The following is a 26,288-nucleotide window of genomic DNA, read 5'->3' as shown; positions in this document are numbered from 1 at the left end:
TCCGGCCCAGGCCGCGCCCCCGGCCCAGGCCGCGCCCCCGGCCCCCCGGCCCTTCGCCCCCGCGATGCCCCCCGAGGCGCCGCTGCCGATGCCCGTGCAGGACCTGGAGCGCTGGGACCCGGCCGACGGCCACCGCCCGGCGTCGCGCCACGCCAGGCCCTGGCTCGCCCGCGCCTTCGTCTTCGGCGGGGCGGCGCTGCTCACCGCCTACGGCGCCCTGCAGATGTACGAGGTGGTGGCGGTCTCGGGCGGCACCACGGCGCTGCAGTACGTGCTGCTCGCCCTCTTCACCCTGAACTTCTCCTGGATCGCCCTGGCCTTCACGGGCGCGATCCTGGGCTTCCTCGTGCTCCTGCGCGGGCTGAAGACCCCCGCCCTGCCGGAGCGCCTGACCGCCCGCACCGCGGTGGTGATGCCGGTCTACAACGAGGCCACCGCCCGCACCTTCGCGGGGGTCGAGGCGATGCGGGCCGAGATCGACGCCACCGGCCACGGCGCGGCCTTCGACTACTTCGTGCTGTCGGATTCGACGCAAGGGGACGCCTGGATCGCCGAGGAGCGCGCCTTCCTCGAACTCCGGGCCCGCTGGGGCGGCGCGCAGGCGCGGCTCTACTACCGCCATCGCGCCAAGAACCACCACCGCAAGGCCGGCAACATCGGCGACTTCGTCTCCCGCTGGGGCGGCGCCTACGACCACATGCTGGTCCTCGACGCCGACAGCCTGATGACCGGCCCCTGCGTGGTGCATCTCGCCGCCGCCATGGAGGCGGACCCGGATGCCGGCATCATCCAGTCGCTGCCGCTCATCATCAACCGCAACACCCTGTTCGCCCGGGTCCAGCAATTCGCCGCGCGGATCTACGGGCCGGTGATCGCCACCGGCCTCTCCGTCTGGTCGGGCCGCGACGGCAATTACTGGGGCCACAACGCCATCATCCGCACCCGCGCCTTCGCGGCGGCCTGCGGCCTGCCCGACCTGAAGGGCAAGCCGCCCTTCGGCGGCCACGTGCTCAGCCACGACTTCGTGGAGGCGGCCCTGATCCGGCGGGCCGGCTGGAGCGTGACCATGCTGCCGGCGCTGCCCGGCTCCTACGAGGAGAGCCCGCCCTCGCTCATCGACGTCGCCGTGCGCGACCGGCGCTGGGCGCAGGGCAACCTGCAGCACAGCCGCATCATCGGCACGGCGGGCCTGGCGCTCGCCTCCCGCCAGCACTTCGCCACCGGCATCGCCGGCTACGTCGCCTCGCCCCTGTGGCTGGCCCAGCTCGTGGTCGGTATCGCCCTCGTGTTCCAGACCGCCTACGTGCGGCCGGAATACTTCACCTCCGAGTTCGGGCTCTACCCGGTCTGGCCGCGCTTCGATCCCGTGCGCGCGCTCCAGCTCTTCGGCCTGACCATGGGCATCCTGCTCGCCCCGAAGGGTCTCGGCCTGATCCTGGCGCTGATCGACGGGCCGGTGCGCCGGGCCTGCGGCGGCGCGATCCGCCTCGTCCTGTCGAGCCTGATCGAGATCCTGCTCTCGGCGCTGATCGCCCCGATCGCGATGCTGATCCAGTCCGGCTCGGTGTTCCAGATCCTGCTCGGGCGCGACACCGGCTGGAACCCTCAGCGGCGCGACGACGGCTCGATCCCCTGGTCCGACATCGTGCGCCGCCACCGCTGGCACATGGCGCTGGGGCTGGTCACGGGGGTGGCGGCCTTCGCCATCGCCACCTCGCTGTTCCTCTGGATGTCGCCCACCATCCTGGGCCTGGTGCTGGCGATTCCGATCTCCTGGGCCAGCGGCCAGCTCGGCCTCGGCTTGGCCCTGCGGCGGCTCGGCCTGCTGATGACCCCGGAGGAGCGCACGCCCCCGGCCATCGCCACCCAGGCCGGCGCCCTGAGCCGGCGCAACGCCGAGGCCGGCCTCGACGACGCGGATGCGCTCGCCGCCCTCCACGCCGATGCGGACCTCGCCGCGGCCCACGCGGCGATGCTGCCCGAGACCGCGCCGCGCCCGCGCGGGGTCATCGACCCCGACCGGGCCCTGGCCCAGGCCAAGGTGGTGGAGGCGGAGGCCCTCGGCGAGGCCCGGGCCTGGCTGACGCCGAAGGAGCGCATGGCGCTCCTGCACGACCGCGCCCTCCTCGACCGCCTCGGCCGGCTGGCGCCCTAAGACCCACCGCGGGCCCGGCGCTGGCGTGCCGCCGGGCCCGCGGTGGGGTTTTCGTTTCAATCCCGGCCGCTCGTCACCGCGACCGGGTCCCCACACCTTTGCCTCTGGCATACCAAATGAGAGGATGGGGCGTTCCACCCAGGAACACCGAGGAACACCTTCCCCCGCCCGGCCCAGCCGCGGCGGGTTTTTCGTGCGCCGCGTTCGCGGGCGGGGCCGGCGGCGACGCGCGCATCGGGGTGCTCAACGGCATCGGGGCGCTCAACAGCATCGGGGCGCTCAACAGCATCGGAGCGTTCGACGGCGAGACGCGGCTGGGCGATGCCCGGATCGAGCCGAAGCCCGAGGCCGGCCCCCGCGGCGACGGTTGACGCCGCCCCGCGGGCGGCCATAGACAGGGTCGCCGATTGCTGAGGTCGTAGATCGGTCGCAACGGGCCATGTCCCGCTGCTTCGGCGGAGGCACGTTCGTCAGCCTCTGCAAGGGTTTGGAAGGGTGGCCGAGTGGTTTAAGGCAGCGGTCTTGAAATTCGCTCCCGGCCATCCCGCCCAATCCCAGGCAGCCAGGTAACGTGTTGTCTTGATTGCCTAAATCGGACCGCAGGCGTTCTCTCATCGTTCTCTGTCCCTGCTCGTATCAATGAGTTGGGTAGCAAAAGCGGTAGCAACCGCCCTGCCCCGTCGAACCTGCAACCAGACCGTTATGAGCGGTCGGCTCAGGCGCACATTTGATCGCTTCGACGGTTAGCCCTCCATGAGCCTCGGCTGGCTCACGCGAGGTGATCTGATGGCACCCCGAACTGCAGCTATCGTCGCTGGTGCAGGGTGCGCTCTGATCGGGCCGCTGGCGGCGTACGCCTTCACCAAGAACCCAGCGGATCAGCTCATCCTGTCCCTGTTTATCGCCGGGTCGGTCGTGGTGACGGTCCTCATCCTCGGCCTTCGATCCCAGGATGATTGAGCCGGTGTCCTCCGGCGCGGCATCTGATCGCCTCATCGAACGAACAGCCGCGACGGTGCTTTCCTAGAAGTCGGTCTGAGGATCGACCGTCCACGCCCCTATGCCCGGCTTCTCCCCCGTTTCTGGGTGGGCGTGGACGACATCGTTTGATGAGCGGATCCTGGGAGCGCCGAGCTCGTCACTGCTCGGGCGAGCCATGCAGAGATCAGGCGCATAGGTCTTCGTCTGCGAGTAGACACATGCGGCTGATGGCCGAGGCATGGCCGCTGAAGCGAGCCTCGATGTAGGCCTCACGGGCGATTGCTCGTGCCATGATTCGGTCTTCGCGGCCCGAGGCCAGCCAAGCGGCTTCTAAGACAACCTCAGCAGCCTTCGCCTGCGCCTCCAACCTTTCGGCCTCCCTGCGGACCAGGGCGAGCAATCTCCGAAGGCGAGCCACCTCTGTGGAGGGTTCTGCGGCCAGACGCTTGGCCTTGGTCGTCCGGCCAACCCGGCGCCCGTCTTTTGTGGCGAGCTTGAGATAGGCCATCACAGGCTCCCCTCTCGCCAATTGCAGCCGACTGCACTCAGAACGAGAGCGGCACGTGTCGACGGCTGTGGCAACTCCTGCCATCGAACCGGATGCATTGGGAGATGAAAGTCCGAGGCCCCGGTGTTGCAGGGCACGAAACGCTCGGCATCCTTGAAGCCTGGAAAGAGCTCCATGCAGAGCAGCCGTCGCTCCATGAAGAGCCACTCGTTGTAGGCGGTAAGCGCTGCTTCTGTGGTTGGCTCGGCCACCGCCTCGGGGCTGCCGATGAGAGCCACACTGCCGCCGATCAACGGAAGCGAGGCTAAGCCGGAGAGGAAGCCCCGGCGGGATGCTGGACCGGTCATACGCCTGCCCTCTCGAGCAAGGCGCCATCGGCAGCAAACTGCTCAGCGATGCGGCCACGAAGGGCGATGAGAGCGCGACGCTCCTCCTGATGCTGAGCCGCAAGCACATCGGAGGCGGGATTGGCGCGGTACCGCACCGCGCGAATGGCCAGACTCACCGGGCCGAGGTGTGGTTTACGCAGGCGAGCGCGTTCACCGGCACAGGCCGGTGTGATAGGGGCTTGGGTAGCCATTTTCGTTCCTCAGAAACGGGTATGGTCAGGGCCGTGAGGGAAGTTGTCGCTTCCCTCCGGCCTGTTTTACGGTTAAACCTAAAAGCATGCTGATGTCAATTCCGGTTGAACCGAAAAAGCGAGGCAGGCCGGCAACCGGGAGGGATCCGCTGGTTGGGTTTCGTGCACCTCCTGAGCTGCTTGCTCAGCTGGAGGCCTATGCGGACCGAGAGAACTTGGCTCGCTCTGAAGCCATCCGCCGCCTCGTTGAGGAGGCCCTAAAGGCCAAGCGGTCATAAGCTCTCTGGTCCGGTCGGCGCTGCTGCACGGGGCCCATAGCTACGGCTGCAGTAAGGATCTCGATCATGCTGCAGGCGATGCAAGCCACGTCAGCCCCCTCGGTGCGAGAGAGACCCCCAATTATCTCAGCGCGTAGGCAGGTGACAGTCGCGGATGCGCAGCCCATATTTCCGTGGATTTTGAAAAAAACTGGGGATAACCCTGCTACGATCAGGTGCGCCCCTTGCGCCCATCAGGCTCAATGAATCCATGCCGGAAAAATTCGACCCAGTCTTTCTTCCATCGTCCCTTGAAGAAGTGGTTGCGCAGATCGCTGCGCTTCCCCTGAACGCGTATGACGTACTGCGAAGTGAAGTGAGAAGCATTCGCGGGTTCGAAGCCGATAAAATTCGCTGCGACACACTGGCAGAAAAACTACCTCTTTCGGCAGAAAACATAGCTATAGTTTTGAGTGCTCTTTCATTTTTATACACAAGATTAAATTCAATTTCTAAAGAATCTAATATCGACGTTACTATTAGCAGAATGCTTGAAGATTTCAATCTTGAGGGATTCGATTCGAAGGTTAAGGCTGACGCAGCTTACAGATTGAAGCAGCTCCTGGCGGCAAGTCCAGACATTGATCGTTCGAGAAAAATCCGAAGATTAAAGAATGGATTCGTTAAAAACGCTACTGCGTTCGCATCCTTCATTGATGCTCGACCAGATTTTGATGATTCAAACGACACGATACGAGGCTTCGTAAGCATGGCGCAGTTTCGGATCAGTACCGACTCACAAATCGAGTCTGAAAAGGAGTTCGTATTCCAGATCGATGAAGCGGGCTTAGCATCTATGAAGGCCGCGATTGAAGACGCCGAAAAGAAGCTTCAAACGATTTGCCGTGCAGACGCTCTTGTTGCGCCGCTTTACAAAAATAAGTTGATTTGAAATGGACAACTTCGAGGAGATGCTCTCAGACGATGCCGCCAGCTACACTTCAGATGTAAGTACTGAGCATTATACCCCTTCGGGTTGGAGCTCCGAAGTTTTACAAACGGCGCGTGCGACTGCTGAAATAAGAGGAACACATAGATCCTCTTGGTGGCTAAATGACCAAAACGTTAACCCTATCTCTAAATGGCTGAAAGTCGGCCGTAAAGTGTTCGTGAGTGCCGTTGCCGAGCGCGGTACTGGCTTCATCCTAAACACAAAAGAGGACCATTCAATAAGAATCGTTACTACACATCATGCGCTGGAAAAATTTGGCCTTGATCCCGGAGTTCATCAGTACTCTTTTGATTTCTTTAATCCTTTAATTATTGATGCGGCAGACATTCTCTACGGCACCGCTTCGAGCGTAAAAGTCTTTGAGGGGCAAACCTGCTTCTATCCATCAAATTCATTAGTTGAAATGTGGTTTGATGGACTTTCAAGTTACATCGGAAAATCGCGCCGCGCTGAAAAGATAAGGTCTATTCTCCATGAGCCGTCCCCTGAAGAACTAATCCAGACGTTTGCTGCCAAATTTCAGCGCATGGTCTCGAGTATCGCTTGGCTTCAAGTGGCTGGCGATGCCGACGTAGAGGTGTGGTCGAACGGATCTGAATTTTGTTTTGATGTGCGCCACGCTTTAATGGAACGATTTCATGTTGATCCAAATACGCAATCTAAGTTCCTATTTTTGTTACATTTAGAATTAAAAGATTACTTGATAGGAGGTGGAAAACTAGAAGGCGCCTGGGGCAGCTTAGTGTTAGAAGAGCCAAAAATCAAGCTTTGCCCCAATAGGAATAACGCAACAAAACTTCCGGCACTGGATTTTTAGGTATTGGCCTTAATAACGGTGCTTTGGAATGCAATATCTTCGTCTTCTTCATATTTCAGATACACATTTTAGTGAGTATCCAAATAGGATGAATGTACGAAAGATATGGTCAGACCCTGCCTCTTTATCTGTATCTAGACCTAACCGAAAACTTTCCCTTACAGCGTTTCCTTCAAGTTTTGATATAGACTTAGCTAGAGGTCTCGCTTCATTTATTCATGACGTAGGTTCAAATTTAGATCTGATAATCCACAGTGGAGATTTAGCCACAACTGGGATACCGAGAGATTTAGATGCGGCCTTTTCTTTCATTGATGCAAAGCCCGACAATTCGTATATGGCCAACGGGCGCCCAACTATTGGGCGACATTCAGGTAAATTGTTCATTTGCCCTGGAAACCATGATAGATACAAAGATAATTTTGCCGATCCATGGTGCCTTAACTTCGATCTAAAATTTGGCAAATACTGGAAAACCGCGACCTTCGATATAGTCCACAAAATAATTCCGGAAGACAAGCCCTTGGTTTGTCTGATAGCGATTGATTTTTGTCTTCGATCTTCTGCCGATGCAGAGAGTCCAGTGCATATCAATCGATATGGAAGAGGCCGAGCATACTCTGATACTATCAGTCGGCTAGACGATTTAACAAAAAACTTGAAAGAAACTTATGGATCAATAAAATTTATCTGGGTTGTGCACTTCCCACCTTTCCCTGAATGCCACAGCTATGAGTTACTGATTGATTATGATCATGTTGTTGAGTGCGCTCACAAACATGATGTGAGCATGCTTTTGTGTGGCCATCTACATAAAGAAGGTTTTTCTAAAACTAAATATGGCACACCAGTAATATGCGCCGGATCAGCATGTGCGGTGGAAGAGGCTCCTAATTGTTGGGTCCATCTTTTGGACTTGAAAATATCCGATGCCGGGGACTTAACTTTACGCCGAACTGATTATCGCTGGAATGATCTGGACGGCCAGTTCCAAAGCTTAGGACCAAATATAATTATTTCCTAAGATATTATATTTGACTAGTTGATAGTGGAGACACAAAGGCAAGATGGAATATAGCGATATTTAAAGGCTAGTCGTATCCATTTGCCGACTTTTCGAGACGTTCACCTCCTTGAAGAGGTCGTCCATGGAGGCGCGGGGCTTCGTGCCGGCCGGGAAGCCGTGAAGGGTGATGTCGAGGGAGCCCTTGCCGGCACCAACACTGCCGGTTTGTGGCGCGTGGAACTCCTGAGCACGACGCATCATCTTGTCGCCTACCCGCTCACCAGATCCGACTGCATCCGAAATTTCGGCCGCCGCAACTCGGCTCCCTGGCATCGTCGAAGCGCGTGGATCGACCTGGCTCATCAGCTCGACGGCACGTGCGAGACGCTGTCCACGCAGGGATGCCCACTCCTGCCCTAAGCCAGTGGCGTTCGCGCCTCGGCCACGAGCCAGCTCCGCACCCATGCGGTCCTGCATCTTCTCATCGAAGAGCTCGTCACCCTTCAGACCCATCCTCCGCATCAGGCCGCGCATGGTCTGCCCAACGATCTGGTAGCGGCCGAGCGCTGAGGAGTTCGGATTTCCTGGCTGCCGGCGCATGTAGTTGCCGAGGACGCTGATCTGATCGAGCGTCATGCTCGTGAGGTTCTGCTCCTGGCGCCCAGGGAGGTACCGTCCATAGCCGAGCGAGGTGTTGTAGCCGCCACCAGCTCTATGAGCCGTCCCTTCTGACTGGGCGATGTGATCTAGTACATCCTTGTAGGCGCCTGGGTTCGCAGTGACAGCCGGGCCGCCGCCCAGCGTGGGGATCGGTGCCGCTGGCGAAATAGCGGAAGCACCATAGCCGCGACCAGAACCGCCTCCGGTGACGTTAGGGTTGCCGCTGCCCGATCCGCCTCCGCCCCCATATCCGCCGCCAAGCGTCGGCAGCGGTCCGCCGAACCCGCCAAGGCCGGGACTTCCGCCGCCACCACCAAGGCCTCCCAAGGCGGTCTTGTGGATTAAGGCTCCACCTCCGCCGGCGACGCCACCGTAGGCAGAGGGTTGCGCTGTTGCCCCACCGCCGGACCGAAGCTTCTCGAGCTCGTCGCCGACGCGCTTCAGCTCCTCTGTCATTCGGTCGCGCTTGCGCTGGTAGTCAGGCGCGCTCGGGTTGGCGTCCAGAAGCCGACGCTGCTGCTCAATGGAGTCGCGTCGGCCCTCAAGCTGCTGCCGGTTGGCTCCACCACCGCTACCGAGGAGCGGGGTGAACTCCTTGTTCTTCGACGGATCGCCGAGACCAACGAACTCCTTGAACTTCTCGTAGGTGCGGACGATCGCTTCGAACTCCTGCACCGTGGTGCGGGCGAACTTCCCGATCTCCTCCAGCTGCTTCGAGAAAGCCGCGATGGCATCGGCAGAGCTGAACTTCTCGACCAGCCTGGAAAGCTCTTCGAGAAGTGGAGCCAGCGCCTGGGTGCGGAGGCCATCCATGTTCTCGCGCACTCGGCTGAGGGCGTCCTCGAAGCGCTGCGCAGCCTTCACCTGTGCGTCGGTTGTTGTGCCCTGAGCCTTGAGGATCTCGTCCATCACCTGTCGGTAGCGGCCGGTCAGCTGGCCAGCGACAGCAGCGATCTGGTCCGAGCCGAGCACCATCTCGACCACCTTCCGGCGCTTCACCGGGTCGCCGATCTGCGAAACCCGTTCCATGAAGCCGTCGAGCGCGGCCTTCATGTTGGGGGCGTTCACCAGTTGCTCGACCAAGTCACCGAGCCCCATGTTCTGCAGCGCGATGTAGTTCTCGCCATAACGCTTGCGCATCATGCTCATCTCGTCCGAGAACTTGCGTACCCCAGCCTGCATCGTCTCAGCCGAGACGCCGAAGCGTTCGCCGAGGGCTCCGAAGGCGCGAAGTTGGTCGACTGCCAGTCCTGTCTCCTTCGACATGATGGCGAGTTGCTGCGTGCCCTTGGAGAAGCCGCCGAGGGCTGCCGTGATGGCCCCTAGAGACACACCGGTAGCGAGGCCAGCCACTCCCAGCCCCGACAGCACTGGCGTCATGCTCTGCAATGCCGTGTTGGCCTTGCCGATCGAGCCGTGGAAGCCGTCGAAGTCCTTCTTCAGATCCTTGCCGGCCTGGGTGCCTGTACGGGCGGCACGACCCAGCGCCGTCTCCAGCTTCCCGAGCGGACCCGTGAACTGGTCTTGGACTTCCGCGACAAGGCGCAGGCGGTCATCGGCCATCAGGATGTCCTATCGAATGGAGACGGTGCCGGCGCTCGCCAGCGTGCGAGGCGACTGCTTGGCGCGAGCATCCGTGACGGGCACCACCTGGTCGAAAAGTCCGGAGTTGTCCGTCGGCAGAAAGGTCGGATCCGAGGCCCATTTGTCCGCTCGGGACGTCCCGGTGCCGACGAAGAACTTGGTCGGGTCGGACTGGCTGAGGGCCGCTGCGTTGAGCGATGCGGCGTCCTCAGCCGCGATCGGCACCCAAGCTTGCCGGACGATGGCGCCCCAGATGCGCCGGCCGGTCACGTACTCATTCGGCAGTCGGATGCTGCTCGCAGAGTTGGAGCCCAACGGAGCGCCAAGGTAGGTCCAGGCCGCGATCGGGACGTCCTTCACGCGGACGAGGCTGCCGTCGCCCTTGGCTGCGAGTGCAGCCAGGTCGGCAAAGGTGTCGGTGGGCCAGTTCTCAGCCATGGATTGGCTCCTCGGTTCAGGATCAGGCCGGCATCCAGGCGACGCGGTCGCCGGAGGCGCAGACGATGTTGCGGTTTTCACCGGCACGGATCAGCATCCGGGGTCCGGCGTTGGCGTCCGGGTTGGCACCGATCGCGACGAAGGAGTCGGTAGATGGCGCGATCTCGATGCAGGGCTTCTCGCCGCCGGGGTTGCTGCCGGGAGCGGCGTTGCTGGTGACGCCGGCCTGGGTCAGCGTCTCGGACCAGAGGATGCGACCACTCAGGATGCCGGCACCGCCGGAGAGCCCGACGCGCCCCGCAAGCTCGATTTGGACGCACGCGATGTGGATGCCGTTCAAGGCCATGTCAGTTCTCCTCTGAGTTGGGGATCACGGTATCGGCGAAGCCGACCTCGACGGCCTCGTGGCCGATGAAGGCGCGCTCTCGGTGCATCTGCTCGGCAAGCCATCCGCGGGAGCACTTGCAGCGGGTGCCGAGGATGTCGCGGATCTGCGCATCGCCTTCGGCAAGGGTCTCGGCCATGACCTGCAGCCGCGCCGACGTCAGCGGCCAGCCCTTCGTGTCGGTGATGCGGGAGTCGTGGATCTCGAACCGCGCCGACTCGGCGATCTCGATGCGGTCACCGGCGCAGGCGATGATGGATGCCGCCGAGGCCGCAAGCCGCGGTATACGCAGGGTGACGTGCCGCGGATCGCACTTCAGGGCTAGGTACATCGCGATACCCTCGGCAAGGCTGCCGCCGGTGCTATCGATCTCGACGACAAGAGGGGCGGTGCGCGGCCACTCGGCGAGAGCGGAGCGCAGGCTGCGCGCGTTGCAGCTGCTGCCTGGGTCGATGGTGCCGCCGATGCGGATCACGCCGTCCTGCAGCAACGTGGCAGGTGCCGGCTTAGCGAGCGGCGCCCAATCCATCCGGATAGTGCCGTCAGCCTCCTCAACGCGGCGAGCGGTGATCATGCCGTCACCTGCAAGCCAGAGAGGTGTGCACGCTCGGCTGTCAGCCAATCGTACAGGCTGATGCCGAGGTCGACCCGCTCGCGCGCTGGTCTTGCATCCTCATCCCCATCCCGGCGGATAGGGATGCGGCGGATCTCGCCAGTGTCAGCATCACGCTCGATACCCTGCCCAGGCGAGGCCGAGAGGAGTCGGGAGATGATGCCAGCCTCTCGGCTGCCTTCTCGGTACGCCAGCTTCAGCTCTACAGCGCGGTCAGCAACCGGAGCAGGAAGCACGTGCCCGCCGGCTTCGATCTCGACCCTGACGTTGTCGACGCCATTGTAGGCGATCGGCTGCAGGACGAAGACGATAGCCTCGGCGATGCGGATCGGGACCGGCGGAGCCGGGTGCGGGATCGGCATCGACGCTGGCAGAGTACCGGTCCGAATGCCCTCAATGCGCGCTCGGAGCGCGGCGATCATGGGGGCCGCGGCATCGGCCGGGGTTGTCACCCGGTAACGCCCAGCGGCAACGTCCAGGTGCCCGACCGGAGGATTGTAGAGGTCGGGAAAGACGACATGCTGAACGAGGGCGGCGACCTGGCTCACAAAGCTGCCGGGTCCGCTCAGCGGGTCGGGATCAATTCCGACGAAGGCTTCAGCGCGCATTTCGCCGTACGCTACGGCGAGTGCGTGTGATGCCGCATCCACCTTGGCGACGGCAGCCTCAATCCGGTCGACCTGCTTCGCACGCTCTACCGCCACACGCTCACGCTCGATCCGGTCCCGTTCGGCTGTGACCTTCGCCTGAGCCTCGACGACCATCTCGGCGAGCACCCGAGCAGCGTCCTCCAGCGCCGCCTGGTCGTCTGCCGTCTTGCGGCAGACCTCGCCAGCACGCTTCAGCACCGCGGCGTCGGCGCCATCGGTCTCGATCAGCAGGCGGCGCTGGTCGGCTGCGGCAGCCCCCGCCTTGGCGGTGGCATCGGTGAGCCGTCGCAGAACGCCCTCCCGACGGTTCGTCAGGCTGGCAAGGTCGGCTTCCGCCACCTTGATCGGGTCGCGGCGAAAAGCCATGCGAATGGGCTCCAACGAGGGGACAAGGGAACGGCGCCGGCTAGGTGGAGAACCCTTGCCGGCGCCGCCACGCTGCTCGACCGGCACATGACCAGGACCGGGAGCGGCATCTGAAATGGGAGAAGTTTGCGTATCCATGCCCTGGAGTGTCAGAGCAGAGCGCCAGCCGATCACCTGGGAAAAACAAGAAAATCAGGACGCAAACGCGACTGAGCGTTGTTCAGCGTTTCTGGGCGCGTTGAAGGATGCACGTTACCTGGTAACGGCAGAGGAAACGCTGAAACGCCTAAGGGGTAACACTTCAGCCTCTGAGCAGGGTAACGGTTTTTAGCAGCTATCACAGATGCTTAGCTGTTTTTCGCACCGTCAACCGTAAACTGCGTTACCGGGTTTTGGCGGCAGAAACCTACAGAGAGGCCCAGGTCGCGCTTACCCTCGATAGGTGGGGGCCCTTAGAAGGACCCCAAGAACGCGGTATTCACGCCTATCTGCTGTATGCTCTGAGTATGACGCCAGCGACCTACGTTTCTTCAATCGTCGTTCCAACCTTGCAGGAGGCGCTTGCGGCTCGCGGCGAGCGTCGGCGGGTCTATCTCGCCTGCATCGCAGTCTTCCACGTCATTGATTACATCGCAGCGGCTCGTGGAGTGAGTACGAGAGTGGTCCGTGAGCGGGTGAAAGCAGCATGTGGCGTGGACTTCGTACTCGTCCAAGGTGTTAGCAACGGATCGAAGCACGCTGGCGGTGACAAGGGGCAATGGATAGCGCCAGGCTCAGAGCGCGACGTTAGACCCTTTGGTTTTGGTCCTGAATGTGCTGGCTTAGACGAAGGTCGGTGGGACCATCCTGGTCTTGCGGTCTCTCACGATGGGAGTGAGTATTTTCTAGATCAGGCAGTGCAAGTCTTGCTGCTCAAGATGTGCGCCTTGTTCCCGGCAGAGATCGGGGCGACGGACGTGTCGTTCATAGACCCAGGCATCACCTATTTCCCGCTGGCGCTTGAGGAAGGCAACAGGAATTCGCTGCTTGATGGCAACGGCGAGCTGCCGGCTGCGGATTGAGGCTGCCCCCCCCTTACCTTGTGACATGGCCGCGGCTCCCGACACCTTGTCCCTACCTTCACTTGTAAGGTGAGTAGGCATTCACCAAAGTGGTGCTTCGGCAACGCATCGAGGGGTCACCGTGAGTTCAGAACGTCCCATTGGACAGCGTTTCTCGCACGTGTATCTCACTCCTCAAGCCGCCCTGCCAGACAGCCAACGAATGCGAATAAGGCTCGTCACGCTTCTATGCGACTTTGCCTACGTGGATTTCGCCAAAACGCTAACTAGAGAGCTTGGGGTTACTGTACCTGGAGCGGGCCTACGGGATTGGTATTGGCGCGAATTCATGGTCGACGCCGATCTAAGAGATGTGCTTGACTTAATAACGATCAGATTTCGCTCTTTCAAACGTGTAGAGGATGTTGTCCGAAGCCCAAACCCGTCATCTGCTAGATGGATATCCGAAGTAAGACGCATATTTTCTGAGGAAAAACTGCACTATACAATTGATGATTCCGCAGGAGTACACTATTCCGTAGATGTTGAATTTGCCCGTAATCAGACTTCCGCAATTGCTGCACTTCAGTCGGCTCGGTACAGCAATGCCCGCGATGCGTTTCAAAACGCTATGACAGCTTTTGATTCAATACCCCCTGATGGGAAGTCGGCCGTCCGATCTGTCTTCTTTTCCGCTGAGGGTCTTTTCAAACTGATGTTTCCAAAGGCAAACTTGCTGGGAGGCGCCACGGTGGATACTTACTTAATTCCACAAATAAAAGAGATTTACGCGGGAGATGCGGCGGCTTCGATTAGCGCAACGGCAATGGCGCGAAGCTTCCGAGAGTGGATCATATCCGCGCACAACTATCGACATGAGCCTGGCACTGAAGAACCGGCGCAGGTTCCAATCAACCTCGCGATTCTCTTAGTCAGCCAGGGAGCTGGCTTCATTAGATGGCTTGCCGAGATCGATTTGCATCGGTCTACGGCCGGCTGATTGATACGCGACCTTTGTAATCTAACGTAGAGCCTCGCGATGCACCCACCAGCGGCCTGCGCCACGCTTTGTCACCCACTCGGGATGCTCGCGAGCTAGCCGTTTCACCTTCTTCCGGGCCGCGTCCTCAGTGATGCCCCACGCTGCTGCTGCGATCTTGAGCGAGACGAAGACGTCACGTGAGATCGGCGGCAGAGGATGGATGTCTGCTCCAGCCAGGATTGCGGCGATTGTGGATGCCTTCGAGAGATGTGTTGCGAGGTCATCCTGAAGGGCTTGGCGCTCGGCGTCAGTCATGGCTGCGCCTCCGATGGTAAGCACCTCACTCGCCGTGTTGCATGGCGTGAAGGTTCCGCCCCACCGTGGAGCGCGTCTTCGGTAAGCCCTTGATCCAGCACGACGCAATTTTGCGTTCTGCTCTCAAGTGGCTTGGCTGAGGGTTTCCGCCGGGTAGGGCGAAAACCCTGCTGACCGACAGATTTGCACCCGATCCGGTAGAAACCCCAAATCGGGGGAATCAATCGATGAGCTCCCCCGATTTGGGGAGCGCAGAACGTCGGTTCCCAAATTTGGGGACCGGACAGGTTGGCTGTAAGCCATTGATCCTGCTGGGCTGAAACTTCAGCCAGGCTGCAGATGCCTAACCCATTGATTTCGTTCGGCACGGAAGCGTGCTGACCGTGAAGGCCTGAAAAGTCATGGCTCGACATCAGCCAGCCCTCGCCAGGAGGGTCGTGTCACCCAACTCGGCCAGCAGATGCGCTGGGACTTTGGTCGCCGGATCGTCCGGAGGCTTGGTGCGATTGGCCAAGGTCCACTGCCCGCCAGTGCTGTGCCAGCGGCGGAGGTGAGCGCGCCAGTCATCGTCCGACAGACCTGCGAGGTAGCTGTCGGGACCAGAGGGCTTCGCCTCGACGGGCTCTGGCTGGTAGTCGTTCCAGAGACGGTTCCGGAGCCAAACTTCGGCAGTTTTAACATAACCGGTGCCTGCTTTGCCGATGCGCGCCTGCTCGGCAGCATACGACTTAGCCGCGGCTATGATTTGGTCTGGATCTTCGCCTCGCTTCAGCGCTGCGAGCCACAGCTTCCGAGCTTGGGTCGGCTTGAACGGCACGTCTCGTGACGGGTAGGCAGCCCTGAACTCCTCGAACCGATCTGGGTCCGTCCCCTTGGGGACTACAGGGGTATATGTAGCTGTAGCTGTAGCTGGTTTCGGTTCGCTTTCGTTCTGCTTTCCGTTTTCAGAACCTGATGCTTTGCCCATGTCGTTATCTGGCAATGACTTAGGTCGTCCACCGAGCCTCCCGGCAGCACGCTTCTTCTCGATTTTACCCGTGACGAATTCGTGTTCGCGCGCGACCTGATCGTTGACCCAAGCGCCGTCTTTTAGGGTCCAGAGCGCCATCACCGGCGGCTTCAGCGTAGCCCAGCGCTTCAGGGAGATCCCGAGCATTCTGGCAAACTGGGCATCGTCATCAGGCAGGCAGCAGCCGGGCGAGCGCCAGGCGTAGATCTGCAGGCGGAAGTGCACGCCTTGCTGCTCTAGGGTCAGGTGGGCGGTGTCGGCCAAATAGCCGTCAACGCCCACCGGCATGGTCGGAAGCCGGTGCATCAGCGCGCCTCCGCCAGAACGTTGCAAGCGATGTCACAGAAGCACTCGATCCGGATCGTGGGCCCGGAGCGCTGCTTTAGGATCTCGATCTCCAGGGTGTTGAGGCAGCGGGCGAGACGATCCTCCTCCACGTCGCTGCGGTCGGGCTGGCGCTCCAAGTAATAGCTTTCCCGAAACAGGCCGAGCACGACGTCCGCATCTTGCTCGATTGATCCGCTGTCACGCAGATCCGAGAGCTGCGGGCGCTTGTCCGGTCGTTTCTCTACTTCTCTGTTGAGCTGGCTGAGGCCGAGCACCGGGATGCCGAGCTCCTTCGCCAACCCCTTCAGGCCAATGGTGATCTCCGTCATCTCCTGCACCCGATTGTTCGAGTGGCGCTTGGATGGCCGAATCAGCCCGATATGGTCGACGACGAGAGCCGTGAACGGGATGCCCAGCCGCTCGGCCTTCGCCTTCATCTGGCGGGCCCGTGCAGCGATCTGACTGAGCGTCAGGCCAGGCTGCTGCTCGATCCAAATCGGCAGATCGGCGCAGACTCGCTGCGCCTCGCGAAGTCGTACTATTGCCGCCTCGGACAGCCCGCTTGCCTCGGCGATCGCCCGATAGCTGATCTGGCTCCACTCTCGCGGATTGTAGGCCAAAGCTGAGAGTACACGCTCGGACAGCTCCTCGGCGTTCATCTCAAGCGAGATCATGCCAAGCGCGCCACGGTGGCACGCTGCTGCCAGCGCTATGTGAAGCGCGACGCAGGTTTTGCCCATGCCTGGCCGGCCGGCCAACACGACAAACTGACCGGGACGCATGCCGAGGGTCGCGTTGTCGAGCTTAGGTATGCCGTAGGGCACACCCAGGACGCCCTTGCCCCGCCGGGTCTGGTCCACCCGCGCAAGCACGCTGGCAACGCCATCGCTCAGGCTGACCCGACGCGCACTTTCACTGAGGCCAGCGCTGGCAACCTCGTCCAGGGCCTCGATCATGCCGCTGGCATACGCGGTCGGGTTGTGCACGCCCCCAGCTGCCATCTCAGCCGCAGCAGCCTGGGAGATCTCCAGCACCCGGCGCATCCGTGCTGCATGAGCAATCATACGAGCGTAGTCGGCTGCGCCGCTCACCGTGGTTGATTCGGAGAACAGCTTGATCAGGTAGGCCCGGACCGTGGTGCCGCCGATATCTGCGTTGCCGAGCGCTGCATTCATCATCAGCAGACTGATGAGCTCGCCGGCATCCCGGCGCTCGCACATCACGCGGAAGATGTGCTGGTGCACGGGATCGCAGAAGTCCCCAGCGCTGACATGCTCCAGAGCTCGCTCCAGCGCGTCCGGGCTCTGAAGGATGGCGCCGAGGAGGCCTTGCTCGGTCTCAAAGGCATTCGGGGGCACCACGTCGGGCGCCATGGTGGACCCCGTCATGGCGTCACCTCGCGCGCTGCGGCCTGCAGGGCCAGGATGAGCTCGGGCAACTTGGCCCGGGTGAGGCAGATGCCGGCCTTGGTAGCCACGGGCTCGCCCCGGCTGGTGCGTGGCGCCGAGAACACCCGCATGTCGACCAAGGCGTAGCCATCATGGATGGCGACGCTAACCCGGATCTCCTCCGAGTTGTTCTTCCTGATGCTGGCGATGGTGCGAAGGTCGTTCATCAGCAGCTCCCCGTGTTGGAGGAGCCATAGGCGTGCACGGCAATCGCTTCTGCTACCGCCGGGCTGAGTTTGTAGCGGCTCAACAGGCGCCGCTTCTGGATTTCGATGGGCTTCTGTGCCATCTGGAAGCTGTCAGCGCCCAAGCAGACATTTTCCAGAGCCCTCGCCATTCCCGTGGCGGGGGTTCTGTCGTTCTGGGCCATCTCGTTACGCGGCTCCCTGCTGGGAGAGCGTGGGCTGATCAAGCAGCCGATCAAACGCCACCGTCGGTACCAGCAGGCGGCGCCCGATCTTGATCGTCGGGATCTCGCCCCGGCTGGCTGCCTGGTAGGCCGTGTTGCGGCTGAGGCCCAAGCGCCGGCCTGCCTCCTCGACGCTGATTGTCCGACGCTCAGACTGAACGGGCTCACTCGGCTTCATGATCGTGCTCCAAACCATATTACGATATGAAAGATGATAGTCGCCCATCCTTGACCGTCGCAATCCGTCGTCCTACGATTTGTAAGATAGTTTTGACGGAGGGATTGATGGGTAAGCGAGGGCCGGCGCCAAAAGGGGACTACGTTGGGCAGACCGCTGTGCTCTCGACCCGAATCACTCCGGAGTTGCGCTCGCGCTTGGAAGCCGAAGTAGCCAAGAGCCCAAAGAAGACAATTTCGAGTGAGATTGAGTATCGCTTGCGTCGATCGTTCACTGAAGACGATCAGATATGTGAAGCTTTCGGGAGTAGGCACAATTACGCTCTGATGAGAGCTATCTCGATGGTGTTGGAGATCTGGCATAACCCTGCTGATCCCCTCGCTGATTGGAGAGATGATCCAGTCGCCTACGATCTTATGTGCAGGAAGGTCGAAGGTGTGCTGAAGGCAATGCGTCCTGCTGGGGAAGGTAGGACGCTGTCAGAACTTGAGCAGGTGCTTGCCGATGCCTCTGTCAGAGGGCATCCGGCCCAAGTGCTGCAGGCGGTGCAGAACGCTAAATCTGCCCTCCCCTTGGCCGGACCTCGCCGAGACCAGGTGCTCTCGCGGATCAAGACCGACTTGGGGCCCCTGATTGACCGGCCGCGAATCTTCGAGGGAACTGCTGACCAGCTTCGTGCTGAGGCTGATCGTTTGGAGCAGCCGGCGCCGAGCCCGAAGAAGCTGAGAGCGAGGAAGGCAGCCAAATGAAGGGTCACATCCGCGAGCGTTCGCCTGGCCGGTGGGCCATCATTCTTGATGCCGCGGATCAGGAAACTGGGAAGCGCCGGCGGAAGTGGCACTCGTTCACCGGGACGAAACGGGAGGCGCAGAAGGAGTGTGCCCGGCTGATCACCGAGATGCAGGGCGGCGACTACGTCGAGTCCGGCAAGGAAACCCTGGCCAAGTTCCTCGACAGGTGGCTCGACCACATGCGCTCCCAGGTCTCTCCGCGAAGCCACGAGCGCTACACCGAGTTGGCTCGAAAGAACGTCGTTCCCCTCCTCGGCAGCGTGGTCCTCACGAAGCTGCGGCCGGAGCAGATTTCGGCCGCATACTCCAAGGCCCTCGTGAGTGGCCGGCGTGATGGTTCTGGCGGTCTTTCGCCTCGTACCGTCCACCACATGCACCGCATCCTGCGACAGGCGCTGAGCCAGGCCGTGAAGTGGCGGATCCTTGGCCGCAACCCAGCCGACGCAGTCGGAGGGCCCAAGGTCGAGAAAACAAAGATGCGGGCGCTGGACGCCCATGAGACGGCTCAGCTGCTCGCTCACTTCCGGCCGACGCGGATGTTTACGCCAGTGCTGCTGGGTGCACTCTGTGGCCTGCGCCGTGGAGAGGTGACCGCACTGCGCTGGAGAGCTATCGACTTCGCAGCCGGGCAGCTCGCGATCGTCGAGAGCACCGAGCAGACCCATCGCGGCACCCGGGCGAAGGAGACGAAGAGCGGGCGGTCCCGGCGAGTCGCCCTCCCCTCGATTGTCGTCGACGAGCTCCGCCGTCAGCGCATCCGGCAGGCCGAGGAGCTTTTGAAGCTCGGCATTCGCCTGTCGGATGATGACCATGTTTTCGCACAAGCCGACGGGATGCCGGTGCAGCCCAACAGCCTGACCCACGAGTTCACGCGCATCCTGGCTCAGTCGAGCGCCCTGCCCCGGATCCGCTTCCACGATCTGAGGCACAGCCATGCGACACAGATGCTTGCCAGCGGCATCCACCCGAAGATCGCGCAGGAGCGCCTTGGACACTCCAGCATCGGCATCACGCTCGACCTGTACTCCCACGTGATGCCGGGGATGCAGGAGGACGCCGCAGCGAAGGTTGACGCCGCCATGCGGGCGGCCATAGACAGGGTTGCCGGTTGATTGGGTAGCAAATCGGTAGCAACGGGCCATTTCCCGGTGCTTCGGCAGAGGCAAAAAGTTCAGCTTCTGCAAGGGCTTGGAAGGGTGGCCGAGTGGTTTAAGGCAGCGGTCTTGAAAACCGCCGTGGGGGCAACTCCACCGTGGGTTCGAATCCCACCCCTTCCGCCAAGCACATGAGACACTGGGGCGGACCTCACGTTTCTTCCGAGGCTCCGACGCCGCCTTCCCTGTGCCGATCTTCGTGCCGACCTTGGCCATGGTGTCGCGCAGCCTCACCGTTCGGCGGATCGGGAGTCGGCTGGCCGATCGATGGTGTCCCGGGCCGTCGTGCGTTCGCCTGTCGGCTTCGCCTGCGAAAACAAAAAAGGCCAGCCCGAAGGCTGGCCCCTGACGGACGGCGGTGTGGCCGCTTACTCGGCCGCCGACATCTCGGGCGTGAAGTGTCCGCACCAGTCGCTGGTGGCGACCACCGGCCAGAGGCCCTTCGACTCGGGGGCGGGCTGGGTCACCGGCGGGTTGTAGCGGCACAGGCCCTCTTCGCCGGACGCCTGGGCGCCGTTCACCTTGTGCTCGTCGAAGAACTTGCAGCTGTCGCAATGCGCGTGGCCGGCCATGGGAGCTCCTTGGGATCTGCGCAACTTCGAGGGCCGCGCTCAGTTGCGAATTAGAGCAATTCCAATCTGGCTGTCAACGGCTGGGCCGGGCGCCGGTTCCCGTCCGTTCCGCGAAGGCTGCCCCGCCGACCGGGACGCTGCAGGGCACCAGGGGCGCCCCGGTCGCGTCGTCAGTGCTCGGTGCCCGGCATGTTCTCCCGGGGCGGGCCGCCGTGGTCGCGCACGAAGTTCGATCGCTTCGGATCGTTCTTCAGGTCGGCGACCTGCTTGCGGGCCCCGAGGGCGAGGAAACCGATGCCGCCGAGGGTTCCCAGGGCGAGGATCAAAAGTGGATAGCCGGCACTCATCCGTCACACTCCGTTTGACCCCGTTCGGACGATTGGGGCGAGTATGCATAATGCTGCAGGATGTGAGGAAGTTGCGCAGGAAATTTCCGAATCATAGCGCGGCTGGGGCGTATGCCCGGCCATGAGGGTGATCGGGTGGGGGATCCTGTGCCCGTTGCGCCTGGACGGGCCTTCGCTGTGCGCCGCGCTCGCTCGATGCTGCTCGCGCGGCTTCGCCGGCAAGGCATGGGGTCTCGGCCCCTACGCTTCGGTCTTCCCGGTCTTCCCCTGCGGCAGCGGACGGGGCGCCGTGTCCCACAGCCAGGATGTGGCGAGATAGGAGATCTCCACCGCCGCCAGCATCAGCACGGCCGTGCCGAGCACGGAGGCCAGGTCCCGCTGGTTGAGGGCGCCTTCGAGGCCGATGGCGACCGCCAGGAGCGAGACGATCGCGAGCAGCCCCGGAAGCCGGAACGCGCGGCTGGCTGCAGCGCCAAGCAAAAGGAAGAACAAGTACAACATGGCGTCACCGAAGGTAGACCCGTTCAGACTACCTACGGTCCGCGAAGGAACAAGTTCCACCGATAGGCTAGTTTGTGCTCTGCGGTATTACCCGTGCATTGCAAAAAAGCATGATGATAAAAGTGTTGTCCGATCGAGATCGGTGCAAATCAGGAAGACACTTTGGTGGAGAGTGGAGACGAGGCCCCTGACGCCCCGGCGCGCGCCGGGGGCGCACTGACGGGCCGCGGCGCCCATGTCCGGGTGGGACGGGACGTGGTAGAGGCGAGGGACACCAAGCCCCCGCCCCGGACCAGGCCCCCGCCCCGGACCAACCCCGCCCCGGACCACGCGATGCCCCGCCTCTCCCACGCCGTCCTCCGCCTGGCGCTCGTCGCGCTTCCCCTGGGGCTGACCGGCCCGGCCGCGGCGCAGAGCCCCGCGAAGGACTACCTGTTCCAGGAGAAGCGCTTCAGCCGGGCCTGCCGGCCTCCGCTCAAATACGCCGCCGGCGCCTGTGTCCGGCGCTGCCCGGCGGGCTTCGAGGATATGGGCCGCACCTGCCGGCAGCGGAGCATGCGGGGCGGCGGCGGCGGGCGTTAGCGTCCGACGGACCCGATAGACGAGACGCGGCCCGAGGCTCCGGCGCGCGTGCGGGGTTGCGCGCGCGCCCACCCCCTTGCCATCCCGGCGCCCTTGCGCTCATATGAGAACAGAGAGTGAACTCACCCCGCGTCCCGGCGCGGGGCGACGGGGGAGTCCGCGCAGCATGGCCCGCTACCGCTTCCACTGCACCAACGGTCGCGAATGCGTCTTCGACGCGGTCGGGAACGACATCCGGGCGCCCCATCGCCTGGTGCGCCGGGCCGAGGCGGTGGCGCGGGACGTGATGCGCAGCCTCGGCGCGGGCGGAGACTGGGCGGAGTGGCATGTCACCGTCCACGACCTGCGCGGACGGCGCGTCCTCGTCCGGCCCTTCCTGTCCGTCGATCCCCCGGCGGAGGGCCGGGACCGGCCCGGACGGACGGTGCCGCGGTTCCGGGACGGAGACGGGCTCGGGCAGGCCGCCTGAGCCCGGCGCGCCCGTTTCCATGTCCCTTGCCCCGCTCAGGTCCCTTGCCCCGCTCAGGTCCCCTGCCCCGCCCGGCCGCACGCTGTTCTTCTTCGAGAAGCCGTCGGCGATGCGTCAGCTCCAGCGATACTTCCGCTCGCCCGGCACCGTCTGCGTCGCGGCCGAGGGGCACCTGCTCGCGGCCGAGGAACCGGGCCGGATCCGGCCGGACTGGAAGGCCTGGCAGTTCGAGACCCTGCCGATCGTCCTCGACACCCTGCCGGTGATCTGCGGCACCGGCCGGTCCGGCCAGTCGCATGCGGGCAAGCTCGCGGCGATCGGCCAGGCCCTGCGGGGCGTCGAGCGCGTCATCATCGCCACCGATCCGGGGCGGGAGGGCTCGATGATCGCCTGGGAGGTGCTGGAGCATCTCGGCTGGCGCGGCCGGGTCGACCGCCTGAAGCTCGGCGCCCTCGACGACGTCTCCGTCCGGCGGGCCTTCGCCACCCTGGCCCGGGAGCCGGATTCCGGCGAGCGGGACTACGCCGCCTACCTGGAGGCGCTGTGCCGGCAATACGAGGACTACCATCTCGGCCTCAACGGCACCCGCGCGATCTCCCTGCGCCTGCGCCCGCCCGCCTTCCGCGAGCCCTGGCGCTTCGGCGGGGTGCAGACGCCGACGCTGGCCATCCTGGCGGATCTCGAGTCGCGCATCCGGGCCTTCGTGCCGCAGGACTTCTTCAAGGTGGCGCTGCACGCCGAGACCGGCACGGGGGCGGCCCTGACCCTGTGGCACCTGCCGAAGGAGCGGATCTTCGAGCGCGCCGCGGCCGAGACCATCCGGGCGGCGGCGGCCGCGTGGTCCGGCCCCCTCGGGGTGACGCAGCGGGACGTGCGCCGGGCACCGCCGCGGCTGTTCTCGAAGGACACCCTGGCCCGCCGCTGCGCCAAGCGCTTCGGCTGGGACCCGCAGCACACGGCGCGGCTGGCGCAGGATCTCTACGACCAGGGCTATCTCAGCTATCCGCGCACCGAGTCGGACGCCCTGCCCGAGGGACAGGCCGGGGATGCCGGCGCGGTGCTGGCCGCCATCGCCACCGTGCTGCCGGACGTCGGCGCCCTGCTCACCGCGGCGCCGCCCGTCATCCGGCGCGGGGCGCGGGGGCACTACGTCAAGGATCCGGGCGAGCACCACGCCATCGTGCCCCTGCGCAAGGTGCCGGAGCGCGGGCGCCTCGCGGCCGACCTCGGCCGCCTCTGGGAGCTCGTCGCCAAGGCCTACGGCGCCGCCCACCTGCCCGACGGCATCGATGCGCGCACCGAGGTCGTGGCCGAGGTGGCGACGCCCCTCGGCGCGAAGCGCTTCGCGGTCACGGGGCGCGTCGTGCGCGCGCCGGGCTGGCGCGCCCTTTACGGGGCGGAGGCCGAAGCCGATCCCGAGGCCCAGGCCGATCCCGTCCCGGGCAAGGCCCGGCCCGAGGACGAGGCGCGCGCCACCCGCCTGCCCGCCTTGCGCGACGGGGAGGCGGCCAAGGCCGCCGGCGCCGCGATCGCCGAGGCCGTGACGGAGCCGCCCCGGCGCATCACCCGGGGCGAGCTTCCCGTGGTGATGGGCCGCCTGATCGACCAGGTGGACGACCCCGCGGCGAAGCGGGCCCTGGAGAATCCGGTCAACCCGAACGAGCCGAAGGGGCTCGGCACGGCCGCGACCCGGGACAGCATCCTGCCCAAGCTCCTGAAGAGCCACTACCTCGCCCTCGGGGACGGCAAGGATCCGGCCCTCACGGTGACCGAGGTGGGGCTCGCCTTCATCGCGGCGGTGCGGCGGGTGTTCCCGGCCTATGGCGACCCGGTGGGCCGGGCGACGTTCGAGGCGGACCTCGCCGAGATCGGCCGGGCGCCCACGCGGGTCGAGGCGCAGGCGCGGGCGGAGGCCTTCCGGCAGCGCACCCGCACCCGCCTCGACGGCCTGATCGCCGCCATCGCGCAGGCGGAGGTGGTCAGCCTGGACCCGGGCCTGATCCCGCCGTCGCGAGGACGCGGACCCGCGGGGGGCGGCGATCGCCCGCCGACGCCGGCCATGGTCGCCTTCGCGGTGGCGCTGGCGGCCCGCAAGGGCGTCCCGCTGCCCCGCGGCTGCAAGAGCAGCCTCGCCCGTTGCCGGGCCTTCCTGGATGCCGAGGCCGGTCCCGCCGCGTCACGAACGGCGGGCCCTGGCGCGGATGCCGGGCCGCGGCCCCCCAGCGCGGCGATGCTGCGCTATGCCCGGACCCTCGCGGCGGAGCGCGGCCTGGATTGCCCGCCCGAGATCGAGACGCAGTTCGAGGCCTGCCGCCGGTTCCTCGACGCCCACGCGGCGCCGACGCGGACGGGACCCGGCGCCCGCCAGGCGCGGCCGGGGCCGGTCAAGCCGACGCCCGGCAAGGGGATCGCGCGGACGGCCGGCCAGGGAGCGGGCAAGGCGGCTGTCAAGGGCGTGGACGGGGCGGCCGGCCAGGGAGCGGGCAAGGCGGCTGTCAAGGGCGTGGACGGGGCGGCCCGCAAGGGCGCGGGCAAGGGCGCGGGCAAGGGTGCAGGTCGGCCGCGCCGGACGGCGGCCGGGCGCGGCGCCGGCTGAGCGGGATCCGCCCGCGGGGGCCCGGGTTCAGGTGGCGGGACGGCCGCGCAGGAGGCCGCCGAAGCTGTGGAACGGCAACCAGAGGAGCTTCAGGAACGCCCGGATCGTCAGGACGGCGGCGACGGTGAAGAGCGCCAGCAGCGTTTTGATCATAGGAGAGACTCCTTGTGCGGGGTCTTGCGGGGAGTCGTGGCCGCTGCGTGATCCAGGGCCCCGACCCGCCCCAGTGGGCTCGGAGAAACGGGCGGGATTAAGGAGGCGCCGCCGAATTCGGGACGGATCGGCGAGGCCGTCATCCGGTCCGCCGGCCGCGCCCCGGCGCCGGACGAATGCCGGCACGCTGCGGCCGGAATGGTTAACAAAGCATGGCGGCCGGGATTCGGAGCCCCGCCCGGGGTGACGGAGACGGGCGGGAGGAGGATGACCTGCGGGGTGATGAAGACCTGCGAGGTGATGAAGACCTGTGGCGTCCCGCCCGGAACGAGCGTCACGGGGATCGCCTATCCTCCGCGGGGCCGGACGGATCGCGCCGGGCCCCGCCGCGGCACGGGCCTGGCAAGGCCGGGTCGGCCCCGCGGCCCCGCGAGGGGCCGCCCGACCGGCGCTGCGGAGCGAGACCCGACCATGACGAACCGACGCTGCATCCTTCTCGGCGCCCGCGTGCAGGAGGGCGCCGGCCGCCTCGGCTGCGACATGGGGCCGAGCGCCTACCGGGCCGCGGGCCTCGCCGAGACCCTCGGGGGCCTCGGCCTCACCATCGTCGATGCGGGCGACCTCGCGCCGGCCGTCGCCGTGGAGCGGGTCCATCCCAACGGGGCCCTGCGCCACCTCGGCGCCTTCGCGGCCTGGACCGAGGTCCTGGCCGAGGCCGCTTACCGGCACAGCGCCGAGGGCATCCCGATCTTCCTCGGCGGCGATCACAGCCTGTCGGCCGGCACCCTGTCGGGCCTCGGGCGCCGGGCGGCGCAGGAGGGCCGGCCCCTGTTCGTGCTCTGGCTCGATGCGCACGCGGATTTCCACACCCTGGACACCACCACGAGCGGCAACCTCCACGGCGTCCCCCTCGCCTACGCCACCGGCCGGCGCGGCTTTTCCGGCTACCTGCCGGCTCCCGCCGCCCCGATCGACCCGCGCAACGTCTGCCTGATGGGCACCCGCAGCCTCGACCCGGCGGAGCGCGTGGCGGTGCTCGAGGCCGGCGTGCTCATCCACGACATGCGCAGCATCGACGAGGCCGGCGTCGTCGCGCCCCTGCGGGCGTTCCTCGGGCAGGTCGCCGCGGCCGGCGGGCGGCTGCACGTCAGCCTCGACGTGGATTTCCTGGACCCCGGCATCGCGCCGGGCGTCGGCACCACGGTGCCGGGGGGCGCCACCTTCCGCGAGGCGCACCTGATCATGGAGATGCTCCACGATTCCCGCCGCGTCGGCAGCCTCGACCTCGTCGAGCTGAACCCGTTCCTCGACGAGCGCGGACGGACGGCCCTCCTCATGGTGGATCTCGCCGCCAGCCTGATGGGCCGGACGGTGCTCGACCGGCCGACCCAGAGCTACTGAGG

The 26,288-nt window shown here is 64.4% G+C and carries 30 protein-coding genes and 1 tRNA gene; 15 read left to right on the top strand and 16 right to left on the bottom strand.

The features are described 5' to 3' along the window. Positions 1-64 precede the first annotated feature (64 nt). From mdoH to AC1MGR_RS13730, 3 genes are all read left to right on the top strand, one after another. Positions 65-2,155, top strand: coding sequence for a glucans biosynthesis glucosyltransferase MdoH (gene mdoH / locus AC1MGR_RS13740; protein WP_480234796.1), 2,091 nt, complete (start codon positions 65-67; stop codon positions 2,153-2,155). 239 nt (positions 2,156-2,394) lie between these two features. Continuing rightward, positions 2,395-2,526 (top strand): hypothetical protein, encoded by a 132-nt coding sequence (locus AC1MGR_RS13735; RefSeq protein WP_480231951.1) that lies wholly within the window; start codon positions 2,395-2,397, stop codon positions 2,524-2,526. A gap of 382 nt (positions 2,527-2,908) precedes the next feature. Beyond that, positions 2,909-3,115, top strand: coding sequence for a hypothetical protein (locus AC1MGR_RS13730; protein WP_480231950.1), 207 nt, complete (start codon positions 2,909-2,911; stop codon positions 3,113-3,115). Between the two features lie 205 nt (positions 3,116-3,320). On the opposite strand, the gene AC1MGR_RS13725 is transcribed toward AC1MGR_RS13730, so the two are convergent. Continuing rightward, the gene (locus tag AC1MGR_RS13725) at positions 3,321-3,644 is read right to left on the bottom strand and encodes a hypothetical protein (protein WP_480231949.1); all 324 of its coding nucleotides are present in this window, start codon (positions 3,642-3,644) and stop codon (positions 3,321-3,323) included. A 666-nt stretch (positions 3,645-4,310) separates the two neighbouring features. On the opposite strand from AC1MGR_RS13725, the gene AC1MGR_RS13720 reads away from it, so the two are divergent. The 4 genes from AC1MGR_RS13720 (at position 4,311) to AC1MGR_RS13705 (ending at position 7,334) form a co-directional block, all read left to right on the top strand. Then, entirely contained in the window at positions 4,311-4,502 is a 192-nt protein-coding gene (locus tag AC1MGR_RS13720; protein WP_480231948.1) for a ribbon-helix-helix protein, CopG family, read from the top strand. A 250-nt stretch (positions 4,503-4,752) separates the two neighbouring features. Beyond that, on the top strand, positions 4,753-5,433 hold the full coding sequence (locus AC1MGR_RS13715) for a hypothetical protein (protein WP_480231947.1): 681 nt from the start codon (positions 4,753-4,755) through the stop codon (positions 5,431-5,433). Between the two features lies 1 nt (position 5,434). After that, positions 5,435-6,310: a hypothetical protein gene (locus AC1MGR_RS13710; RefSeq protein ID WP_480231946.1), complete on the top strand. Its 876-nt coding sequence runs from the start codon at positions 5,435-5,437 to the stop codon at positions 6,308-6,310. 28 nt (positions 6,311-6,338) lie between these two features. Continuing rightward, a complete protein-coding gene (locus tag AC1MGR_RS13705) occupies positions 6,339-7,334 on the top strand; it encodes a metallophosphoesterase family protein (RefSeq protein ID WP_480231945.1) in 996 nt (331 codons plus the stop codon). 60 nt (positions 7,335-7,394) lie between these two features. Here AC1MGR_RS13705 and AC1MGR_RS13700 read toward each other — a convergent pair whose 3' ends face one another. From AC1MGR_RS13700 to AC1MGR_RS13680, 5 genes are read right to left on the bottom strand one after another with little or no spacing between them, the layout of a single operon-like run. Further along, positions 7,395-9,539: a lysozyme family protein gene (locus tag AC1MGR_RS13700; protein WP_480231944.1), complete on the bottom strand. Its 2,145-nt coding sequence runs from the start codon at positions 9,537-9,539 to the stop codon at positions 7,395-7,397. Positions 9,540-9,548: 9 nt separating this feature from the next. After that, entirely contained in the window at positions 9,549-9,998 is a 450-nt protein-coding gene (locus AC1MGR_RS13695) for a hypothetical protein (protein WP_480231943.1), read from the bottom strand. A gap of 22 nt (positions 9,999-10,020) precedes the next feature. Then, on the bottom strand, positions 10,021-10,344 hold the full coding sequence (locus tag AC1MGR_RS13690; protein WP_480231942.1) for a hypothetical protein: 324 nt from the start codon (positions 10,342-10,344) through the stop codon (positions 10,021-10,023). Position 10,345: 1 nt separating this feature from the next. Further along, positions 10,346-10,957 (bottom strand): ATP-dependent Clp protease proteolytic subunit, encoded by a 612-nt coding sequence (locus tag AC1MGR_RS13685; RefSeq protein WP_480231941.1) that lies wholly within the window; start codon positions 10,955-10,957, stop codon positions 10,346-10,348. Next, positions 10,954-12,012 (bottom strand): hypothetical protein, encoded by a 1,059-nt coding sequence (locus tag AC1MGR_RS13680; RefSeq protein ID WP_480231940.1) that lies wholly within the window; start codon positions 12,010-12,012, stop codon positions 10,954-10,956. The genes AC1MGR_RS13685 and AC1MGR_RS13680 overlap by 4 nt, the downstream gene beginning before the upstream one ends. A 506-nt stretch (positions 12,013-12,518) precedes the next feature. Here AC1MGR_RS13680 and AC1MGR_RS13675 point away from each other — a divergent pair. Further along, positions 12,519-13,073 (top strand): hypothetical protein, encoded by a 555-nt coding sequence (locus tag AC1MGR_RS13675; protein WP_480231939.1) that lies wholly within the window; start codon positions 12,519-12,521, stop codon positions 13,071-13,073. Between the two features lie 328 nt (positions 13,074-13,401). Next, positions 13,402-14,052, top strand: coding sequence for a hypothetical protein (locus AC1MGR_RS13670; protein WP_480231938.1), 651 nt, complete (start codon positions 13,402-13,404; stop codon positions 14,050-14,052). Between the two features lie 21 nt (positions 14,053-14,073). Here the strand turns inward: AC1MGR_RS13670 and AC1MGR_RS13665 are convergent, their stop codons facing one another. The 6 genes from AC1MGR_RS13665 to AC1MGR_RS13640 form a co-directional block, all read right to left on the bottom strand. Next, positions 14,074-14,349 carry a hypothetical protein gene (locus AC1MGR_RS13665; RefSeq protein WP_480231937.1) on the bottom strand — a complete coding sequence of 92 codons (276 nt, stop codon included), beginning with the start codon at positions 14,347-14,349 and terminating at the stop codon, positions 14,074-14,076. Between the two features lie 412 nt (positions 14,350-14,761). Then, complete coding sequence (locus AC1MGR_RS13660) at positions 14,762-15,664, bottom strand: DUF1376 domain-containing protein (RefSeq protein WP_480231936.1); 903 nt, start codon at positions 15,662-15,664, stop codon at positions 14,762-14,764. Further along, entirely contained in the window at positions 15,664-17,073 is a 1,410-nt protein-coding gene (locus AC1MGR_RS13655; protein WP_480231935.1) for a replicative DNA helicase, read from the bottom strand. Before AC1MGR_RS13655 ends, AC1MGR_RS13660 begins: the two co-directional genes overlap by 1 nt. Then, the gene (locus tag AC1MGR_RS13650) at positions 17,070-17,300 is read right to left on the bottom strand and encodes a hypothetical protein (RefSeq protein WP_480231934.1); all 231 of its coding nucleotides are present in this window, start codon (positions 17,298-17,300) and stop codon (positions 17,070-17,072) included. Before AC1MGR_RS13650 ends, AC1MGR_RS13655 begins: the two co-directional genes overlap by 4 nt. Further along, complete coding sequence (locus AC1MGR_RS13645; RefSeq protein ID WP_480231933.1) at positions 17,300-17,503, bottom strand: hypothetical protein; 204 nt, start codon at positions 17,501-17,503, stop codon at positions 17,300-17,302. The genes AC1MGR_RS13650 and AC1MGR_RS13645 overlap by 1 nt, the downstream gene beginning before the upstream one ends. Before the next feature lie 4 nt (positions 17,504-17,507). Continuing rightward, the gene (locus AC1MGR_RS13640; RefSeq protein ID WP_480231932.1) at positions 17,508-17,720 is read right to left on the bottom strand and encodes a helix-turn-helix domain-containing protein; all 213 of its coding nucleotides are present in this window, start codon (positions 17,718-17,720) and stop codon (positions 17,508-17,510) included. A gap of 745 nt (positions 17,721-18,465) precedes the next feature. On the opposite strand from AC1MGR_RS13640, the gene AC1MGR_RS13635 reads away from it, so the two are divergent. Next, positions 18,466-19,623 carry a tyrosine-type recombinase/integrase gene (locus AC1MGR_RS13635; protein ID WP_480231931.1) on the top strand — a complete coding sequence of 386 codons (1,158 nt, stop codon included), beginning with the start codon at positions 18,466-18,468 and terminating at the stop codon, positions 19,621-19,623. Positions 19,624-19,701: 78 nt separating this feature from the next. Continuing rightward, positions 19,702-19,791 (top strand) — tRNA-Ser (locus tag AC1MGR_RS13630). Between the two features lie 242 nt (positions 19,792-20,033). Here the strand turns inward: AC1MGR_RS13630 and AC1MGR_RS13625 are convergent. The 3 genes from AC1MGR_RS13625 to AC1MGR_RS13615 form a co-directional block, all read right to left on the bottom strand. Then, positions 20,034-20,237, bottom strand: coding sequence for a hypothetical protein (locus AC1MGR_RS13625; RefSeq protein WP_108036314.1), 204 nt, complete (start codon positions 20,235-20,237; stop codon positions 20,034-20,036). A gap of 170 nt (positions 20,238-20,407) precedes the next feature. Then, positions 20,408-20,584 carry a hypothetical protein gene (locus tag AC1MGR_RS13620; protein ID WP_181259655.1) on the bottom strand — a complete coding sequence of 59 codons (177 nt, stop codon included), beginning with the start codon at positions 20,582-20,584 and terminating at the stop codon, positions 20,408-20,410. 240 nt (positions 20,585-20,824) lie between these two features. Next, positions 20,825-21,085, bottom strand: a complete 261-nt coding sequence (locus tag AC1MGR_RS13615; protein WP_146180473.1) for a hypothetical protein — start codon at positions 21,083-21,085, stop codon at positions 20,825-20,827. Between the two features lie 333 nt (positions 21,086-21,418). Here AC1MGR_RS13615 and AC1MGR_RS13610 point away from each other — a divergent pair, with 333 nt between their 5' ends. From AC1MGR_RS13610 to AC1MGR_RS13600, 3 genes are all read left to right on the top strand, one after another. Beyond that, positions 21,419-21,667, top strand: a complete 249-nt coding sequence (locus AC1MGR_RS13610; protein WP_480231930.1) for a hypothetical protein — start codon at positions 21,419-21,421, stop codon at positions 21,665-21,667. Positions 21,668-21,833: 166 nt separating this feature from the next. Continuing rightward, complete coding sequence (locus AC1MGR_RS13605) at positions 21,834-22,136, top strand: DUF6894 family protein (protein ID WP_480231929.1); 303 nt, start codon at positions 21,834-21,836, stop codon at positions 22,134-22,136. Positions 22,137-22,245: 109 nt separating this feature from the next. After that, a complete protein-coding gene (locus tag AC1MGR_RS13600) occupies positions 22,246-24,732 on the top strand; it encodes a DNA topoisomerase (protein WP_480231928.1) in 2,487 nt (828 codons plus the stop codon). 27 nt (positions 24,733-24,759) lie between these two features. On the opposite strand, the gene AC1MGR_RS13595 is transcribed toward AC1MGR_RS13600, so the two are convergent. Next, entirely contained in the window at positions 24,760-24,885 is a 126-nt protein-coding gene (locus tag AC1MGR_RS13595) for a hypothetical protein (RefSeq protein ID WP_480231927.1), read from the bottom strand. A 471-nt stretch (positions 24,886-25,356) separates the two neighbouring features. Here AC1MGR_RS13595 and rocF point away from each other — a divergent pair, with 471 nt between their 5' ends. Then, entirely contained in the window at positions 25,357-26,286 is a 930-nt protein-coding gene (gene rocF, locus AC1MGR_RS13590) for an arginase (protein ID WP_108036320.1), read from the top strand. Positions 26,287-26,288 lie beyond the last annotated feature (2 nt).

The sequence above is a fragment of the Methylobacterium sp. BI1 genome, assembly GCF_056680125.1.
This window is presented reverse-complemented; position numbering and strand designations above follow the sequence as displayed.